The following is a 16,958-nucleotide window of genomic DNA, read 5'->3' as shown; positions in this document are numbered from 1 at the left end:
TATCTTTCCTATTGATCGCTAGATCAATTACGTCGCGAGGCGCATCGAGCGCCACCGCGACAACACCGAATGAAGGGGCGACGATGGCCTGGAGGATGCCGCACGAGGGCGATCCGCACGAGCGCACGTGGATGGCGTTCCCGAACGAGGGGCCGACGCTCGGCGACGATCCCTCGGAGCAGGAGCGCTTCTACGCGGCCTGGAGCGCGGTGGCGAACGCCGTCGCCGGCTTCGAGCCGGTGACGATGCTCGTCGATCCGTCGAAGGCCGCGCGCGCCCGGCGCATGCTCGACTCCGCCATCGACCTCGTCGAGACCCCGGTCGACGAGTTCTGGTTCCGCGATCACGGCCCGACGTTCGTCGTGGACGACGATCGTCCCGGCGCACTCGGCGCCGTCGACTGGATCTTCAACGGCTGGGGCGCGCCCGAGTGGGCCTCGTGGGGGAAGGCCGCTCAGCATGCCCGCTTCACCGCCGACCTCGTCGGCGCCGAGGTCGTGAGCTCGCTGCTGGTCAACGAGGGCGGCGGCATCCACGTCGACGGCGAGGGCACGGTGCTGGTCACCGAGACGGTTCAGCTCGACCCGCGCCGCAACCGTTTCGCCGACCGGCCACGCGTCGAGGCGGAACTCAACCGCACGATCGGCGCGACGAAGGTCGTGTGGCTCCCCCGCGGCCTCACCCGCGACTACGACGAGTTCGGCACGAACGGCCACGTCGACATCGTGGCCACGATCCCGACCCCCGGTCGCGTTCTGCTGCACGCGCAGCAGAATCCCGAGCACCCCGACTTCGAGGTGTCGCGGGACCTCCGCGCCTTCCTTTCGGCGCAGACGGATGCCGCGGGCCGAACCTTCGAGATCATCGACCTCCCCGCCCCTGAGACGCTCCGGGATCATGAGGGGTTCGTCGACTACAGCTATGTCAACCATCTGGTCGTGAACGGCGGGATCATCGCGTGCGGGTTCGGCGAAGACCGCGCCGACGCGCAGGCCCGCGAGATCCTCGAGGCCGCGTACCCGGGGCGCCGCGCGGTGACGGTCGACGCCCGGCAGATCTTCGCGGGCGGCGGCGGCATCCACTGCATCACGCAGCAGCAGCCCACGGTGGTGAACCGATGAGCCGCCACTACCCGGTCGTCGAGAAGACGATCGCCGAGCTCCGCGAGGCCCTCGAGTCCGGCGCCGTGACGAGCGTCGAGCTCGTGGACGCGTACCTGGCCCGGATCGACGCGTACGACGCGCCCGGCACGGCGACCGCTCTCACCGCGGTGGTCGTGCGCAATCCCGACGCGCGGGCCGAAGCCGAGGCATCCGATCTCCGTCGCGCCGAAGGGCGCGCGCTCGGGCCGCTCGACGGCATCCCGTACACCGCCAAGGACTCGTTCATGGCGAAGGGCCTGACCGTCGCGGCGGGTTCGCCCGCGTTCGCCGACCTCGTCGCGCAGCGCGACGCGTTCTCGATCGAGCGGCTGCGCGCCGCCGGAGCCGTGCTCATCGGGCTCACCAACATGCCCCCGATGGCGAACGGCGGCATGCAGCGCGGGGTGTACGGCCGCGCCGAGAGCCCCTACAACGCCGACTACCTCACCTCGGCGTTCGGGTCGGGGTCGTCGAACGGCTCGGGCACGGCCACCGCGGCGAGCTTCGCCGCGTTCGGCCTCGGCGAGGAGACGTGGTCGAGCGGGCGCGCCCCCGCCTCGAACAACGCGCTGTGCGCCTACACCCCGTCGCGCGGCGTCATCTCGGTGCGCGGCAACTGGCCGCTCGTGCCCACCATGGACGTCGTCGTGCCCCACACCCGCACGATGGCCGACCTGCTCGAGATCCTCGACGTGATGGTCGCCGACGACCCCGAGACCCGAGGAGACTTCTGGCGCGCGCAGCCCTGGATCGCGATCCCGGATGCCTCGGCTCAGCGCCCGGCGTCGTACCCGGCGCTCGCGTCGGGCGATGCCGACGCCGCCGCCGCGACCCTCGCCGGGCGTCGATTCGGCGTGCCGCGCATGTACATCAACGCCGATCCGGAGGCCGGAACCGACCCCGACGGCGGGATCGGCGGACCGACCGGCACCCGCATCGAGACCCGCCCCTCGGTGCTGGCGTTGTGGGAGAAGGCGCGGCTCGACCTGGAGGCGGCCGGCGCCGAGGTCGTGGAGGTCGACTTCCCGGCCGTCACCAACTACGAGGGCGACCGCCCGGGCGCCCCGACGATCACGACGCGCGGGCTCGTGACCGAGGCCTTCCTCCAGCGCGAGATCGTCGACCTGTCGGCGTGGGCGTGGGACGACTTCCTGCGAGCGAACGGCGACCCGGCGCTCGATCGACTCGACGGCGTGGACGGCGCGACGATCTTCCCGCACCCCGACGGCGCGCTGCCCGACCGCTACACCGGCTTCGACGACGACATCGCGACCTATCCGGCGCAGGTGCGCGAGCACCCGTACCGCTCGTTCGCCGACATCCCCGAGATGGCCGACGGCGTCCGCGGCCTCGAGGAGACCCGGCGCATCGACCTCGAGGACTGGATGTCGATCCTGGGCCTCGACGCCGTGCTCTTCCCCGCGGTCGCCGACGTGGGCCCCGCCGACATGGACGTGAACGAGGCATCCGCCGATCTCGGCTGGCGCAACGGCGTGTGGGTCGCCAACGGCAACCTCGCGATCCGCCACCTCGGCATCCCGACGGTCACCGTGCCGATGGGGACGATGGACGACATCGGGATGCCGGTGGGCCTGACGATCGCGGGGCGCGCGTACAGCGACACCGACCTGCTCGCGTGGGCCGCGGCATTCGAGGCACTGCGCCCGCGCCGCACCGCTCCCCCGCGCACGCCCGAGCTCGGCTGAGAACCCATGGAGCTCCGCACCTTCACGTCCACGACCCCCGATGCCGCCACGCGTGGCGCCGAGCTGGGAGCGGCTTTCGCACCCCAGTACCGCCGCACGGCGGAGTTGTACCTCGCGCACTTCGCCGAGCTCGGGATCGCGTCCGACGCGGTGAGGGCCATCGCCGAACGCACCCACGCCTCGCTCACCGGCTGGGCACCGGGCCTGGCGGCGGAGGCCGAGGCCATCGCCGCGGCGGCCGGCCTCGAGCCGTGGCGGCTCGCCGCCGTCGGCGGACGCACCGAGATCCTCGCGGTGGCGCCACCTCCGCGGGAGGGCGAATGCTCGACCGCGGTGCATGTCGGCCCCGGGCACGCCGCCGAGACCCTGCAGACGTGGGACTGGCACGACTTCCTGGTGCCCCAGGGGCTGCTCGTGGAGTTCACCGCCGCCGGCGGGATGCGCGTGAAGATGTTCACCGAGTTCGGCACCGCGGCGAAGATCGGCGTCAACAGCGCCGGACTCGGCCTGCACTTCAACATCCTGTCGCACCAGACGGACTCGGACGCCGGCGGCGTTCCCGTCCACGCGATCGCGCGCCGCGTGCTCGAGGAGGCCAGGACCATCGAGGATGCGCGCGACATCGCGGCGAGCGCGCCGGTGAGCGCCTCGACGGTGCTGACGGTCTTCACGACCGACGGTGCCGGATCGCGAGCGGCGTCGCTCGAACTGTCGCCCGCGGGTCTCGGCGTGGTCGAGCCCGCCGCGGACGGCTGGCTCTTCCACACGAACCACTTCCTCGACCAGGCGCTGTACGTCGGCGACACGATGCCCGCCGATTCCACGACCGTGGAGCGCTTCGCGCATCTCGACGACGTGCGGGACGCCCTCGCCGGCCTGGATCCCACCGCGCGGGCGCTCGCGGCGTGCGGCGGACACGGCGCCGCCGCCGAGATCTGCATGACGCCCGACCCGACCCTCCCCCGCATCGATCAGTGGGCGACCCTGCTCACGGTCGCTGTCGACACCGAGGGCTTCGCGCTGGAGGTGTTCCCCGGCCGACCCGACGAGGCGGCCGCGGGCCTCGCCCGCTTCTGACCCGAGGGGTCAGCGCAGCCCCGAGCGCAGGTCCTCTCCGGCCTCGCCGATGGCCGACGCCGGCGACGGCACGGCGGGCGCAGCAGCCGTCCCCTCGTCGTCGGTGTGGAGCGACGGCGGCGCTGCCGCGTACGCGTCGGACAGCTCGCGATAGGGCTTCGACACGAAGGCGAGCAGCACGACCAGCAGGAGCACCAGGCTCGCGCCGACGAACGCCAGCGCGATGCCGCGGGCCTCACCCTCGCCGAGCAGCCAGCCCCACGCCTGCTGACCCTCGGGCGAATTCATGTACGGGATGAGCCAGAACTGCGCGATGGGTCCGATGAGGAAGGCGGAGACCGGCGCCGCCGCGGATTCCACGCTCGCGGCGAAGCCGAACACGCGTCCCTGCTTCTCGAAGGGCACGACGCGCTGCACGATCGTCTGCTCGGAGGCCTCGGCGATCGGCATGAGAGCCATGAAGATCAGGATGCCCAGCCCATACAGCCACCACCACTCACGGATCGCGAAGGTCATGCCGAGCAGCGCGATGCCGATGTTCACGAGCAGCATCGTGCGCACCGGGTTCTTGCCCAGGCCGAACTTCGCCACGAGCGCGCCGCCGATGATGAACCCGAAGCTCGTCACTCCGAGGACGATCCCCCACATCTCGACCGAGAAGAGCGTGAGTCCGTACGGGTCCATGAGGGCCATGAAGACCCCGCCCACGAGGTTGTTGAACGTGGAGAAGAGGATGAGGGCGAGCAGGCCAGGCACCGCCATGACCGCCGGGATCACGCCCCTGAAGCTGAACCCCTTCGGCGCCTCCCCCTCGACGTGGGCGACGCCGCGCTCGGGGATCGGGACGAAGATCAGGTGGATCAGCGCCACGCCGGTGGCGGCGATCGCGATGGCGACCGTCCAGCCCATGCCGAGCAGCCCGATCGACAGGCCCGAGAACACGCTCGTCACCATGAAGGCGATGCCCTGCACCGCACCGACGAGGCCATTCGCCTTGTCTCGCCGATCCCCCGGCACCAGCAGGGTCACGGTCGTCGACAACGCGATGTTCCGCAGGTTCTCGACGACCCCGCCGATGAGGATCACGCCGGCGAACGCCCAGAACCACGGGCCGGTCCAATCGAGCAGCGCGCTCTCGGGGAATGCCAGGAACATCGCTCCGGCGACGACGTACGCCGATGCCGTCACGATGCTCGAGAGCAGCATGACCGACTTCTTCTTCATGTGGTCGACGATCACGCCGAACACGACGCCGAAGACCGCGACGAGCAGCATGTACGACCCGCCGATGATCGCCGTCGCGAGCACCGACTTCGTCTCGAGATACACCCAGAAGGTCAACGCGAACCAGAGGTAGCTCGAGGTCACGTTGGCGAGTGCGGTGTTGACGAGCACCTGGTAGAACGCGCGGAGCGTGCGCGCATCGGGGTGGTGCTGGACGGGATCTTCGGATGCTGCGGGCCGGGCGGGGCTCGGCTGGCTCATGACGATTCCTTCGGCGTGTTCGCGGAACAGGCAGTGGGGGCGAGGGTCTATGGTGAATGTGGACACTGTTCACATTCGGTGTTCACAACGTACACACCCGGCCGGGAGGACGCAATGACTTCGCCCGTGCGCACCTATCATCACGGCGACCTCCGACACGCGCTGATCGGCGAGGGCCTGCAGCTCGCGCGCACGGGCGGCCCGGCCGCGGTGACCCTGCGCGAGGCGACCCGCGCCGTCGGGGTCTCGCCCAACGCCGCCTACCGTCACTTCGCCGATCGCGACGCCCTGGTGCGCGCCGTCGCGCGCGAGGCGCAGCTGGCACTGGCCGCCGCGATCACCTCACGCGTCGACTCCACGCCCGCCGGCCTCTCGCCCGCGGCGGCCGCGATCGAGCGGCTGCGCCGCGTCGGCCTCGCGTACATCGACTTCGCGCGCACCGAGCGCGGCTGGTTCGAGACCGCCTTCTTCACGCAGGACACGGACGCGAACGACGGCATCGTCACCCTCGACGACGAGATCGTCGCCCCCTTCCGGCTCCTGATGGACACGCTCGACGCCATGGTGGAGGCCGGCGCACTGTCGCGCGACCGCCGACCGTACGCCGAGTGGGCGTGCTGGTCGGCGGTGCACGGCTTCGCCGACATCGCCGTGCACGGCCCGGTGCGGTGGCAGCCGGCATCCGTGATCGATGCCCTCGCGGCATCCGTCGTGGAGTCGGCCATCACGGGCGTCCGCGGCACGCCCGACGCCCCGGCCGCGGACTGACCTGCGCCCCTTGCCGTCGCCCCGCGATCCGGCCAGACTCGCACCGACGGAGGGGGATGCACATGGCAGGTTCAGGGACCGCTGAGGACCCGTGGCTGCTCACCACGGCGCCGGGGACCAGCGAGTACACGATGTACCGCGACGAGGCGGCGGACCCGCCCGCACTCGTCTGCCAGGTGGGCTCGACGACACTGAAGTACCACCTGAGCGCGATCGACGACCTCGCGGCCTGGCTGCGCGAGCAGGGCGACTGGGTGCCCCTCGGCGCCGCCGATGAGCAGAAGCCGGCGGCCGACGGCACCGTCGAGGCGTGGGGCCGTGACGAGGGCAACCCGGTCGGCGGCTGGTACGGACTCCGGAAGGGATACCGCGGACGGTTCGGGATGTACCTCCCGCCGCTGCTCGAAGAGCTCGGCCTCGCCGAGCTGACGCACGACAAGCGCAACAACAGCGTCCGCGCCGCGTGACCCGCATCGACACGACCGGCACCGCGGGCGCGGGGGCTTCTAGACTTTCGCCCATGCCGCCCTCGCCGCAAGCGAACACGTTCGTGCGCCCGTCGATGGTGGGGCGCGGCCTGTCGTGGGTCGCCGACTACGTCTACGCCGGTCGCCGGCAGCTCGCCGTGCTCTCGTTCCCGTGGGCGATCGGGCGACCGCGCCCCGTTCCGACGGCGTGGCGCCGCGGCGACCCCGCGCTGCCCGAGGTCTATCTCATCCCCGGCGTGTACGAGCACTGGACGTTCCTGCGCCCGCTCGGCGACGCGCTCGCGGCCGCGGGTCACCGTGTCACGGTCGTCCACGGCTTGGGAGTGAACCGCCGGACCATCCCGTCGACCGCCGACCGCCTCCGCGAGCTGCTCGCCCGCACGCCGGCCCCCGACGCCGGGCGCGTGCTCGTGGCCCACAGCAAGGGCGGACTCATCGGCAAGCACCTGCTCGTCTCGTCAGGCGCCGCCGCGCGCGCCGCCGCGGAGGCGGCCGCGGGCGGGGACCCCGCCGAGGGTGCCGCGGCCGCGACCGACGGCGGGCGCCCGCTCGGCCTTCTCGGACTCGTCGCCGTGGCGACGCCGTTCGGCGGCTCACGGCTCGCCCGTCTCTTCGTCGTCCCGAGCATCCGCGCCTTCAGTCCCAAGGACGAGACCATCCTCACTCTCGGCCGCGAGACCTCGGTCAACGGCCGCATCGTGTCGGTGTTCGGGCCGTGGGATCCCCACATCCCCGAGGGGAGCGCCCTCGACGGCGCGACGAACATCGCGGTCCCGACGTCGGGCCACTTCCGGGTGCTCGGAGCCCGCTCGACCGCGCGCGCCGTGCTCGACGGCATCGCCGTCCTCACCGGGACGGGACCCGTCGAGTAGCCCCGGTCACACCTCGGGGCGGTGCGGCCACCAGTCCGGCAGCAGCGCGAGATACACCCGGAGGAAGTCCTCGACCCGCGGGGACGGATGCCGCAGCCACCCGTCGATGATCCCCACGGTGCCGTCCGCGAGGAAGCGCGCGGCGGCGTCCGAGACGCTCGCGGCGGTCGCGCCGGCGACCGGGACCGCGATCTCGACGCGCCCGCGGTCCAGCAGCGTCTCGGTGGTGCCGCGGAAGTGCCGGCTGAGCATCGCGTGCAGCGCTCCACCGCCGTCCGCGAGCTCGCGGCGGTAGATGTCGACGTGCCGCAGGATGTGGTGCAGCACACCTTCGGTCACGGTCGCGACGGCGGTGGCGGCATCCGCCCGGTCCTTCATGAGGTCGCTGCGCAGCACGTCGAGCTCCGCAGTGAGCGCGGCCTCGATGAGCCCCTGCGTCGAATCGGCGTGCTCGTAGAACGTCGAGCGGTGCACGCCGGCCGCGTCGGCGATCTGGGTCACCGTCAGGCTCGAGATCGGCTGATCCGCCGCGAGAGTGAGCGCGGCGGCGTACAGGCGCTCGCGACTGCGCTGCTTGCGGGGGTCCATCGCGCCTCCGGGAATGTTTCCGACAGGTGTAGGTTAACTCATACAAAACCGACAAATGTCGGAGAAGTGATCGGCGCCACGCGATGACGCCACCAACGGAGGTAATCATGGCTACGTACGATGTCGCGGAGCGTTCCGCCATCGTCACCGGCGCAGGATCCGGCATCGGCCGGGCGGTCGCCCTCACCCTCGCCGCCAACGGCGCGGCAGTCCTCGTCGCGGACGTGCGACAGGAGGCCGCGGACGCGGTCGTCGCCGAGATCACCGGCGCGGGCGGCGTGGCCGCCGCGTTCGTCGGCGACGTGTCGGACCCCGCGGTCGGGCAGGCGGCCGTCGAGGCCGCAGAGGCCCTCGCTCCCCTGCGGATCGCGGTCAACAACGCCGGCATCGGCGGCGCGGCGGCACCGATCGGCGAGTACCCGATCGACTCATGGCAGAAGGTCATCGAGATCAACCTGAACGCCGTGTTCTACGGCACGCGCGCGCAGGCGCCCGCGATCGCGAAGAACGGCGGCGGCTCGATCGTCAACATCTCCTCGGTGCTCGGCTCCGTCGGCATCCCCATGTCGTCCGCGTACGTCGCAGCCAAGCACGGTGTGGTCGGCCTCACGAAGAACGCCGCCCTCGAGTACGGCACGCAGGGCGTGCGCGTGAACGCGGTCGGCCCCGGCTTCATCCACACGCCGCTGGTCGACGCGAACCTCGATGCCGACGCGCAGACGGCTCTCGCCGCCAAGCACGCGCTGGGCCGCCTCGGCGACCCGCAGGAGGTCGCCAACCTCGTGGCCTTCCTCGCGTCGGACGCCGCGACCTTCGTCAGCGGCAGCTACCACCTCGTCGACGGCGGATACGCCGCGCAGTAGCATCCGTCCCTCCGGAACCGGCGGCCCGCGTGCACCCGAAGCACGCGGGCCGCCTCCCATTCCGCGCGATGTCTACAGCTGCGGCGGGGTCCAGACGAGAGTGTGTCCGGTCGCGGTGAACATCTCGTTACCGGCGAGCTTGCCGGTCGTGGTCGACTCGAGCACGAAGCCTAGCGCCTCATAGAAGGCGCGCGCCGCGTTTCCGTCGAGCACCTCGAGCTCGACCCGTCCGCCGGAGCGCGCGACGAAGTGCTCGACGAGCGCGCGGCCGACACCGCGGCGATAGAGGCCGGGGTCGACATAGATCCAGGTGATCTCGCCGCCGTCAGGGCCGACGCTGCCGGCGATGAAGCCCGCGACCGCACCGTCGGTCTCGGCGACCCAGACCTCGTCGTCGAAGAGGCCCTCGTTCTCGTACGTGGCGGCGAGGTCGAGGTAGGCCTCGAGGAGACCGGCGCCGCGGAGCTCGTCGAGCCGGGCGGCGTCGTGGATGCGCTGGATGTCGCCCCAGTCGGCGCTTTCATATGGACGGATGCTGACGGTCATGGTGTCGCCTGAGGCACGGAGGCGGTGCCGCGCCACGCGGCGAGCACCTCGACGTGGCGCAACAGGAACGCGCGCTCGTCGAGCCGCTTGCGCCGCAGCCACCCGGTCACCTCGTCGTTGCTCTTGCTGGCGTTGCAGGAGCGGCACGCGGGCACGACGTTCTCGAACGTGTAGCGGCCGCCGCGAGAGATGGGCAGCACGCAGTCCTTCTGGAACGGACCCGCCGTCATGCCGCAGTAGGCGCACGCTCCCCACGCCTCGACCAGGGCCTCCCACTCGTCGGGCGTGAGGTCGTTGTCGGCAGCGGCCACCCGGCGGGCGCGGCGTCGCGCTGCGCGCGCACGCCTGGTCTGACTCACCGCCATGCCCGAAGGCTACCGACTCCGTCAGGCGACGGGGTCGGGCACGCCGTCGAGGAGCTTCTCGATCGTGGTGATCACACCGTGGTCGAGGTTCGACGGGGCGCGGAAGCGCGCCCGCGCCGCGACGAGCGGGTGCGCGTTGGCCATCGCGAATGACAGGGACGCGGCATCCATCATCTCGAGGTCGTTGAGGTAGTCGCCGAACACCGCCGTCTGCTCGGGAGTGATACCCGTCGCCGCCTGCAGCCGCCCGAGCGCGACGCCTTTGTTGACACCCTGGTTCATCACGTCGATCCAGTGCTCGCCCGACACCACCACCTGGTGCGTGGCTCGCAGGTCGTCGAGCGCGGGGGCGGTGGCCGCGGCATCCGCGAAGTCGAAGATCGCGACCTTGAGGATCTGGTCGTCGACCGTGAGCAGGTCGGGCACGGCCTCGAGGCGGGCGTAGTACTTCTCAGCCTCGGGGAGGAACGCGTCGCCGGCGCGCTCGATATAGGCGGACCGCTTGCCGCACACGACGACGCCGAGGTCGCGCCCCTCGGCGGCGAGCGCACGCAGGCGCGTGACGAGGGACGCCGTGAACGAGGCATCCATCGCGTCCGAGCTGATCTCGGTGTCGCCCTCGACGACGTACGCGCCGTTCTCGGCGATGAACACCATGTCGTCGAGGTGCTCGGCGAACGCACGCTGCAGCGTCGCGAGCTGGCGTCCGCTCGCCGGCGCGAAGCGGATGCCGTCTGCGTGCAGGCGGTCCAGCAGCGGCCAGAGGGCCTCGGGGATGCGGCCGTGGCCGTCGAGCAGGGTGCCGTCCATGTCGACGGCGATCAGGCGAAGGTCGGGCGAGGGGAAGGGCATGGTGCTTCCAGCCTACGGTCGGCTTCCTGAACGCCGGGCGGGACGCCTGCTCACAACAGCCGCCGGAGGTCGGTGAGTAACGCGTAACCAACACGCACACCCGCGCGGGTACCTTGGGGTGCGTGACAGCTCCCATCGATGCCACCACCACGTCCGCCTGGGCCGAGCTCAGCTCGCTCCGCGACTCGTTCGCCCCCGATCTGCGCGACTGGTTCGCCATCGATCCGCGTCGCGCCGAGCGCCTCAGCTTCGAGCTCGCCGACCTGCACGTCGACCTGTCGAAGAACCTCGTGACCGACGAGATCCTCGCGGCGCTCGTGAAGCTCGCCGCCGAGACCGGCGTCGCCGAGCGCTACGCCGCGATGCTCGCCGGCGAGCACATCAACACGACCGAGGACCGCGCGGTGCTCCACACCGCGCTCCGCCGGCCCGCCGGCGCTTCACCGGCGCTGGTGGTCAACGGCCAGGACGTCGACGCCGACGTGCAGTCGGTGCTCACCGCGATGACCGCTTTCGCCGACCGGGTGCGCTCGGGCGAGTGGCAGGGTGTGACCGGCAAGAAGGTCACGCACATCGTCAACATCGGCATCGGCGGCTCCGACCTCGGCCCGGTCATGATCTCGGCCGCGCTCGAGCCGTATGCCACCGCCGGCATCCAGGCCCGGTTCGTCTCGAACATCGACCCGTTCGACATCGCGAACAAGACCAAGGACCTCGACCCCGAGACCACGCTCTTCATCGTCGCGTCGAAGACCTTCACCACCCTCGAGACGCTGACCAACGCGCGCCTCGCGCGCGACTGGCTGTGGGCCGGTCTCGCGGCGTCGGGCGCGATCGACGGTTCGGACGAGGCGAAGACGGATGCCGTCGCCCACCACTTCGTCGCCGTCTCGACCGCTCTCGACAAGGTCGCCGCGTTCGGCATCGACACCGACAACGCGTTCGGCTTCTGGGACTGGGTCGGCGGCCGCTACTCCGTGGACTCGGCCATCGGTCTCTCGCTCATGATCGAGCTCGGCCCCGACGTGTTCCGCGAGCTGCTCGCCGGATTCCACGCGGTCGACGAGCACGTGGCGAGCACGCCGCTCGAGCGCAACGTGCCGGTGCTGATGGGCCTCCTCAACATCTGGTACTCGAACTTCCTCGGCGCCCAGTCGCACGCGGTGCTCCCCTACGCCCAGCAGCTCTCGCGCTTCGCCGCGTACCTGCAGCAGCTGACCATGGAGTCCAACGGCAAGTCGGTCCGCTGGGACGGCTCCCCCGTCACCACCGACACCGGCGAGGTGTTCTGGGGCGAGCCCGGCACCAACGGCCAGCACGCGTTCTACCAGCTGATCCACCAGGGCACGCGCCTCATCCCCGCGGACTTCATCGCCTTCGCGAACCCCGCGTACCCGCTCGAAGACGGCGGCCGCGACGTGCACGGCCTGTTCCTGTCGAACTTCCTCGCGCAGACCAAGGCCCTCGCCTTCGGCAAGACGGCCGAAGAGGTCGAGGCCGAAGGCACCACCGGCGCCCTCGTCGCCGCGCGCACGTTCGCGGGCAACAAGCCGACCACGTCGATCTTCGCTCCGGCGCTCACGCCCGCCGTGCTCGGCCAGCTCGTCGCACTGTACGAGCACATCACCTTCACGCAGGGCGTGATCTGGGGCGTGAACTCGTTCGACCAGTGGGGCGTCGAGCTCGGCAAGCAGCTGGCGCTGCAGATCGCGCCGGCCATCGAGGGCGACGAGGCGGCGATCGCTGCACAGGATGCCTCGACCCGGGCGCTCCTTGCCTACTACGCCGCGCACCGCAAGTAGGCCGCACGACGTCGAGGGGTGGATGCCGAGGTCTCGGCACCCACCCCTCCGTCGTTCCCGCGGCCGATTCCCGCAGCCGCTGCCGTTCTCGCCCGACCCCATTCGCCCGCGCTATAGGAATCGGCATCCGCGGTTGTTTCACACAGCCGCGGATGCCGATTTCGCTAGCGCGAAGCCGACACCGGCCTACGGCGCGGGCTTGGGCTCCACCGTGATCAGTGAGCCGCCCACGGCGATGTCGCCTTCGAGCACCGGCGACACCTCGCCGAAGTCGTCGGCGTTGAGCACGATCACGGGCGTGATGAGCGGGTAGCCGGCCTTCTCGATCACCGCGCGATCGAACGTCACCAGCGGCGTGCCGAGCTCGACGCGATCGCCATTCTTCACCTTGACGTCGAAGCCTTCGCCCTTCAGGTTGACCGTGTCGATGCCGACGTGGATCAGCAGTTCGACGCCGCCGTCGAGGACGATGCCGAAGGCATGCCCGGTGGGCTGGGCCGCCGCGATCACGCCCGCGCCGGGCGAGAACACCGTGTCGCCGACCGGTTCGATGGCCGCGCCCGGGCCCATGACTCCGCCCGCGAACACCGGGTCGGGGACCTCCGACAGCGGAACGACCTTGCCCGCCAGCGGCGACAGCACCTCGATCGACGCCTGCTCGAGCACGGCGGTGGCCACCGGGACGGCGGCCGCAGCCGGGGCCGCCTCCGACGCATCGATGGCACGCGGCTCGCTCGCCTCGACGACCGCGGGCGCGATGTGCTCGGCCGCCGCCGCAGCCTCGGCCGCGTCGCGCGCCGCCTCGAACTCGGCCTGCTGCTCGGGCGTGCGGAAGTTCGACCAGATGACGAGGAACATCGACGTGAAGAAGGCCAGCCCGATCGCGATCGCGTAGAGGCCGATCGGGTTGAACGCCGGGATCGTCAGCAGTGACGTGAACACGAACGCCTGCGTGGTCACCCCGTCGGGCAGGCCCATGATGAGGCTCCCGATGCCGATCGTGAGTCCGCCGACGAAGCAGCCGACGAGCATGCGTGGATAGATCCGCTTGAACCGCAGATGGATGCCGTACAGCGACGGCTCGGAGATCCCGCCCAGAAGACCTGCCGCGAGCGCGCCCGTCGCGGTCTGGCGCATCTGCGTGTCGCGGTGACGGAGCGAGAGCACGAGCACGCCGGCGGTGGCGCCGAAGCAGGCGAAGTTCCACGCGCCCATCGGGCCCTGGATGAAGTCGTACCCGAGGGTCTGGATGTTGAGGAGCATGACCGCGTTGATCGGCCAGTGCAGACCCAGCGGAACCATGAACGGATAGGCCAGCGGGATCACGATCGCGAAGATGAACGGCGAGAAGTTGTTGATCGCCGCGAGGGCCTGCGCGAGGGCGGCGCCCGCGTAGACGCCGATCGGGCCGATGATGAACGCCGTCAGCGGGATCATGACGAGCATCGCGAAGAACGGCACGAAGATGAGCTGCACGTTCGCGGGGATGAGCTTGCGCAGCAGCTTGTACAGCGGACCGAGCACGCCCGCCATCAGCAGCGGCGGGAACACCTGCGAGCTGTAGTCGAAGATCGTCAGCGGGAAGCCGAAGATCGGCACGATCGTGACGTCGACGCCGAAGATCTGCGTCGGCTCGACGCCCTCGCCGAGTGCGAGGAACCCGGGCAGCATCAGCACCGCCATGATGCCGAAGCCCACCCAGGGGTCGGCGCCCACCTTCTTCGTCGCGTTGTACGCGACCATCAGCGGCAGGAACACGAAGATGCACTGCCACATCAGGTTGACGAACGCCCACGACGGCTCCAGCGTCACGCCCGGGGCATTCCAGTCCGGGATGGCACCCACGGTCGCGAGCAGCGCCATGAACGTGATGAAGAACGACGCGCCGAGGAGGGCGCCCAGGAGCGGCCGGAACGAGTCCGACAGGAACTCGAAGAAGGAGTCGATCCACGCGACCTTCCCGCGCACCCCCTTCGCACGCTCCCGTGCTTTGATCGCGTCGATGTCGTCGGCATCGGATGCTGCAGCCCCGCCGCCGTCCTTCATCTCGGGCAGCGCCATGATGTCGTTGTAGACGTTCTGCACGCCGCCGCCGATGACGACCTGGAACCGCTCGCCGGCCTGCGGCACGGCGCCCATGACTCCGGGGATCGCCTCGACGGCCTTGGCGTCGACGCCGGACGCGTCATGGAGCTGGAATCTCAGCCGGGTGGCGCAGTGCGTGAGGCTCTCGATGTTGCCGGCGCCGCCGACGGCCTTGACGATGTCTGCTGCGGACGATGTAGCCATGGATCTCTCCTTCGCGAGGTGTCGTGCGCGCACCGACGACGCACCGCACCACGCCGTGCCCCGTCGAGCGCAACGCTAGCGCTCGCCTGGTGGCGCGGGAAACACCCACACGCCAGGATCTTCGTTACGCAGTCATGCCCCCAGACGGCCGGCGAGACGGGTCGCCGTCATGTAGGCGATGGCCTCGATGGAGATCATCGGGTTGACGCCGGAGGCCGTGGGGAACGTCGAAGCGTCCGCGACGACGAGGTTGGGCACCTCCCAGGTAGCACCGTCGGGGTCGACCGCGCTCGTGGCCGCGGAGCCGCCCATGCGGGATGACCCCATGATGTGCAGCGCCGCCATGGAACACCGGCCGGGACCGTACCCCGCCGCGGCGCAGCGCGCGATGAAGGCGTCGAGCGGCTCGCCGCCTGCGCGGGTCCACTCGATGCCCGCCTGGTGCCCCGAGAACATGCGCAGCGCTCCCGCCGCCTCGAGGATGCGGGACGCGCCCGCCACGCCCGCCTGCACGCGGGCCGCGTCGCGATCCGACAGGAGGTAGTGCATCGTCGGTTCGCCGGACTTGTCGACCCGCACCTCGCCGGAGTCCTGGTCTCGCGTGATGACTCCGACGCTCGAGTAGTGCGCGAGGCGCTTCATCACGTCGAGGTGGGACTGCGCGCCGCGCCACGACTGGAACGCCACCGAGAGTCCCGGGTTGGCGGCCGCGGTCTCGTAGACGGCGCCGTAGCCCGAGCCGTCGAGGTCGGCGTGCTGGGCGGAGTAGCGCGCCTGCATGGCACCCTCCCACGGGCGAACCTCCTCGTCGAACTCCGCCCACACCGCCGTCGCCGGGTGCAGACGGAGGTGCTTGCCGATGTTCTGATTCGTCAATCCCGAGCGACGCAGCAGCGCCGGCGTCTGGACCGCTCCGCCCGCGACCACGACCGCGCGGGCACGGACCGTGACGGAGTGCCCGGCCGCGGTGCGGCCCGTCACCCCTGTCGCCCGGCCCACCGCGGTCTCGACCTTTCGCACGTCGACGCCGGTGTAGAGGCGCGCACCGGAGCTCTCGGCATCCGTCAGCCATGTCTTCGTGACCGACTGCTTCGCGCCGATGCGGCACCCGTAGCCGCAGCGGCCGCATTCGAGACCGGTGTCGCAGCCGACGACGTTGCGCTCGAGCGCGCCGACATGCCAGCCGAGGCGCGTGAGTCCGCGCTCCATGATGCGGTCGCGCGCCGACGGCGCGCTGTACGCGCCGTTCACGCCGAGCCGCGCCCACACCGCGTCGAGGGCGGCGTCGTACTCGGGCGACATGAACTGCGGCACCCCGTGCGCGGCCCATTCCTCCCGCACGTGGTCGGGCGTGCGGAACGAGGTCGAGAAGTTCACGACGGTGCCGCCGCCGAGGCATTGCGCCGACAGGATGCTGAGCTGCCCCTCCGCCGTGGCCGAGGGCCCTGGCGCGTACAGGCGGGCGAGGCCGCCGAGCTCGCTGCCGTCGAAGTCCCGATCGTCGTAGTAGGCGCCCTTCTCGAGCACGATCACGTCGAGCCCCCGCGCGGCGAGCACCGCGGCGGCCGTCCCGCCGCCCGCGCCCGAGCCGACGACGACCACGTCGCAGTCGAGCGAGAGGTCGACCTCCGGCGTCTGCGGGTGCAGCGGCGGAGGCGTCGCATCGGTGCGCGGACCGGGAGGACCGGGATAGCCCATCGACGCCCAGAGGGGTGAGGCGCCGTCGGCTCCGGGGGCGACGTAGTACGACAGCATCGCGGCGGACTTCAGGTTCTGGAACAGCACGCGCTTGAGGGGCACGCGCGAGTCCGACAGCGCGATGAGCGCGGCCTCGCGCTTCGCGGCCGACAGCGTCGAGAACCGGCGCGGGCCGATGCCCAGGAGCACGCCGCCGAGCGGCGTGTCCCACAGCGACAGCACGCGGGCGAGGAGCTCCGCCTCCTCCTTGCGCGGGTTCGCCTCGAGCATGCCCTCGGCGATCGGGACCGCACCCAGCCGGGTGGCCGAGGGGATGCCGTTGCCGTCGCCGGGAGCGAAGGTGTCGAAGATGGACTCGAATGTCGCCCGCTGCCCTGCGGTCAACGTCATGGGTGCCTCCAGGTGCGCCGTTGCTGC

General features: G+C 71.0%; 15 protein-coding genes. 8 read left to right on the top strand and 7 right to left on the bottom strand.

What is annotated here, in order from left to right:
• The first annotated feature begins 83 nt into the window (after window positions 1-83).
• The 3 genes from ASF40_RS10360 to ASF40_RS10350 are packed head-to-tail and all read left to right on the top strand — an operon-like array spanning window position 84 to window position 3,925.
• On the top strand, window positions 84-1,121 hold the full coding sequence (locus tag ASF40_RS10360; RefSeq protein ID WP_056368743.1) for an agmatine deiminase family protein: 1,038 nt from the start codon (window positions 84-86) through the stop codon (window positions 1,119-1,121).
• Window positions 1,118-2,848 carry an amidase gene (locus ASF40_RS10355; protein ID WP_056368742.1) on the top strand — a complete coding sequence of 577 codons (1,731 nt, stop codon included), beginning with the start codon at window positions 1,118-1,120 and terminating at the stop codon, window positions 2,846-2,848. Before ASF40_RS10360 ends, ASF40_RS10355 begins: the two co-directional genes overlap by 4 nt.
• Before the next feature lie 6 nt (window positions 2,849-2,854).
• Window positions 2,855-3,925: a C45 family autoproteolytic acyltransferase/hydolase gene (locus ASF40_RS10350; RefSeq protein WP_056368740.1), complete on the top strand. Its 1,071-nt coding sequence runs from the start codon at window positions 2,855-2,857 to the stop codon at window positions 3,923-3,925.
• A 9-nt stretch (window positions 3,926-3,934) separates the two neighbouring features.
• On the opposite strand, the gene ASF40_RS10345 is transcribed toward ASF40_RS10350, so the two are convergent.
• On the bottom strand, window positions 3,935-5,410 hold the full coding sequence (locus ASF40_RS10345; protein ID WP_082496995.1) for an MFS transporter: 1,476 nt from the start codon (window positions 5,408-5,410) through the stop codon (window positions 3,935-3,937).
• 114 nt (window positions 5,411-5,524) lie between these two features.
• Between ASF40_RS10345 and ASF40_RS10340 the strand changes: the two genes are divergently transcribed.
• The 3 genes from ASF40_RS10340 to ASF40_RS10330 all read left to right on the top strand — a co-directional run bounded on the left by ASF40_RS10340 (window position 5,525) and on the right by ASF40_RS10330 (window position 7,538).
• The gene (locus tag ASF40_RS10340; RefSeq protein ID WP_056368738.1) at window positions 5,525-6,178 is read left to right on the top strand and encodes a TetR/AcrR family transcriptional regulator; all 654 of its coding nucleotides are present in this window, start codon (window positions 5,525-5,527) and stop codon (window positions 6,176-6,178) included.
• Window positions 6,179-6,240: 62 nt separating this feature from the next.
• Entirely contained in the window at window positions 6,241-6,645 is a 405-nt protein-coding gene (locus ASF40_RS10335; protein ID WP_056369858.1) for a DUF6855 family protein, read from the top strand.
• Between the two features lie 53 nt (window positions 6,646-6,698).
• Entirely contained in the window at window positions 6,699-7,538 is an 840-nt protein-coding gene (locus ASF40_RS10330; RefSeq protein ID WP_056368736.1) for an esterase/lipase family protein, read from the top strand.
• Window positions 7,539-7,544: 6 nt separating this feature from the next.
• Here the strand turns inward: ASF40_RS10330 and ASF40_RS10325 are convergent, their stop codons facing one another.
• Window positions 7,545-8,126 carry a TetR/AcrR family transcriptional regulator gene (locus tag ASF40_RS10325; protein WP_056368734.1) on the bottom strand — a complete coding sequence of 194 codons (582 nt, stop codon included), beginning with the start codon at window positions 8,124-8,126 and terminating at the stop codon, window positions 7,545-7,547.
• A gap of 107 nt (window positions 8,127-8,233) precedes the next feature.
• Between ASF40_RS10325 and ASF40_RS10320 the strand changes: the two genes are divergently transcribed.
• Window positions 8,234-8,989, top strand: coding sequence for an SDR family NAD(P)-dependent oxidoreductase (locus tag ASF40_RS10320; RefSeq protein ID WP_056368733.1), 756 nt, complete (start codon window positions 8,234-8,236; stop codon window positions 8,987-8,989).
• Window positions 8,990-9,061: 72 nt separating this feature from the next.
• Here the strand turns inward: ASF40_RS10320 and ASF40_RS10315 are convergent, their stop codons facing one another.
• From ASF40_RS10315 to ASF40_RS10305, 3 genes are read right to left on the bottom strand one after another with little or no spacing between them, the layout of a single operon-like run.
• Window positions 9,062-9,535, bottom strand: coding sequence for a GNAT family N-acetyltransferase (locus ASF40_RS10315; RefSeq protein WP_056368732.1), 474 nt, complete (start codon window positions 9,533-9,535; stop codon window positions 9,062-9,064).
• A complete protein-coding gene (locus ASF40_RS10310) occupies window positions 9,532-9,900 on the bottom strand; it encodes an HNH endonuclease (RefSeq protein WP_056368730.1) in 369 nt (122 codons plus the stop codon). The genes ASF40_RS10315 and ASF40_RS10310 overlap by 4 nt, the downstream gene beginning before the upstream one ends.
• A gap of 21 nt (window positions 9,901-9,921) precedes the next feature.
• A complete protein-coding gene (locus ASF40_RS10305) occupies window positions 9,922-10,752 on the bottom strand; it encodes a Cof-type HAD-IIB family hydrolase (protein ID WP_056368728.1) in 831 nt (276 codons plus the stop codon).
• A gap of 122 nt (window positions 10,753-10,874) precedes the next feature.
• On the opposite strand from ASF40_RS10305, the gene pgi reads away from it, so the two are divergent.
• Complete coding sequence (gene pgi / locus ASF40_RS10300) at window positions 10,875-12,554, top strand: glucose-6-phosphate isomerase (protein WP_056368726.1); 1,680 nt, start codon at window positions 10,875-10,877, stop codon at window positions 12,552-12,554.
• A 186-nt stretch (window positions 12,555-12,740) separates the two neighbouring features.
• Here the strand turns inward: pgi and ASF40_RS10295 are convergent, their stop codons facing one another.
• Together ASF40_RS10295 and ASF40_RS10290 are read right to left on the bottom strand one after the other, a co-directional pair.
• Window positions 12,741-14,843 (bottom strand): glucose PTS transporter subunit IIA, encoded by a 2,103-nt coding sequence (locus tag ASF40_RS10295; protein ID WP_056368724.1) that lies wholly within the window; start codon window positions 14,841-14,843, stop codon window positions 12,741-12,743.
• A gap of 132 nt (window positions 14,844-14,975) precedes the next feature.
• Window positions 14,976-16,931 carry a GMC family oxidoreductase N-terminal domain-containing protein gene (locus tag ASF40_RS10290; protein ID WP_056368721.1) on the bottom strand — a complete coding sequence of 652 codons (1,956 nt, stop codon included), beginning with the start codon at window positions 16,929-16,931 and terminating at the stop codon, window positions 14,976-14,978.
• Between the last annotated feature and the right edge of the window lie 27 nt (window positions 16,932-16,958).

The sequence above is a fragment of the Microbacterium sp. Leaf288 genome (assembly GCF_001422925.1).
Taxonomy (GTDB): domain Bacteria; phylum Actinomycetota; class Actinomycetes; order Actinomycetales; family Microbacteriaceae; genus Microbacterium.
Note: the sequence above shows the minus strand (reverse complement) of the source record. Positions and strands in the feature narration are given on the sequence as shown.

Bases quoted from the DNA above. Each gene is read 5' to 3' on its own strand.
- ASF40_RS10295 (WP_056368724.1), bottom strand. From the start codon at position 14,843: ATGGCTACATCGTCCGCAGCAGACATCGTCAAGGCCGTCGGCGGCGCC.
- ASF40_RS10355 (WP_056368742.1), top strand. From the start codon at position 1,118: ATGAGCCGCCACTACCCGGTCGTCGAGAAGACGATCGCCGAGCTCCGC.
- ASF40_RS10350 (WP_056368740.1), top strand. From the start codon at position 2,855: ATGGAGCTCCGCACCTTCACGTCCACGACCCCCGATGCCGCCACGCGT.
- ASF40_RS10305 (WP_056368728.1), bottom strand. From the start codon at position 10,752: ATGCCCTTCCCCTCGCCCGACCTTCGCCTGATCGCCGTCGACATGGAC.
- ASF40_RS10340 (WP_056368738.1), top strand. From the start codon at position 5,525: ATGACTTCGCCCGTGCGCACCTATCATCACGGCGACCTCCGACACGCG.
- ASF40_RS10345 (WP_082496995.1), bottom strand. From the start codon at position 5,410: ATGAGCCAGCCGAGCCCCGCCCGGCCCGCAGCATCCGAAGATCCCGTC.
- ASF40_RS10315 (WP_056368732.1), bottom strand. From the start codon at position 9,535: ATGACCGTCAGCATCCGTCCATATGAAAGCGCCGACTGGGGCGACATC.
- ASF40_RS10335 (WP_056369858.1), top strand. From the start codon at position 6,241: ATGGCAGGTTCAGGGACCGCTGAGGACCCGTGGCTGCTCACCACGGCG.
- ASF40_RS10330 (WP_056368736.1), top strand. From the start codon at position 6,699: ATGCCGCCCTCGCCGCAAGCGAACACGTTCGTGCGCCCGTCGATGGTG.
- ASF40_RS10325 (WP_056368734.1), bottom strand. From the start codon at position 8,126: ATGGACCCCCGCAAGCAGCGCAGTCGCGAGCGCCTGTACGCCGCCGCG.
- ASF40_RS10360 (WP_056368743.1), top strand. From the start codon at position 84: ATGGCCTGGAGGATGCCGCACGAGGGCGATCCGCACGAGCGCACGTGG.
- ASF40_RS10310 (WP_056368730.1), bottom strand. From the start codon at position 9,900: ATGGCGGTGAGTCAGACCAGGCGTGCGCGCGCAGCGCGACGCCGCGCC.
- ASF40_RS10320 (WP_056368733.1), top strand. From the start codon at position 8,234: ATGGCTACGTACGATGTCGCGGAGCGTTCCGCCATCGTCACCGGCGCA.
- ASF40_RS10290 (WP_056368721.1), bottom strand. From the start codon at position 16,931: ATGACGTTGACCGCAGGGCAGCGGGCGACATTCGAGTCCATCTTCGAC.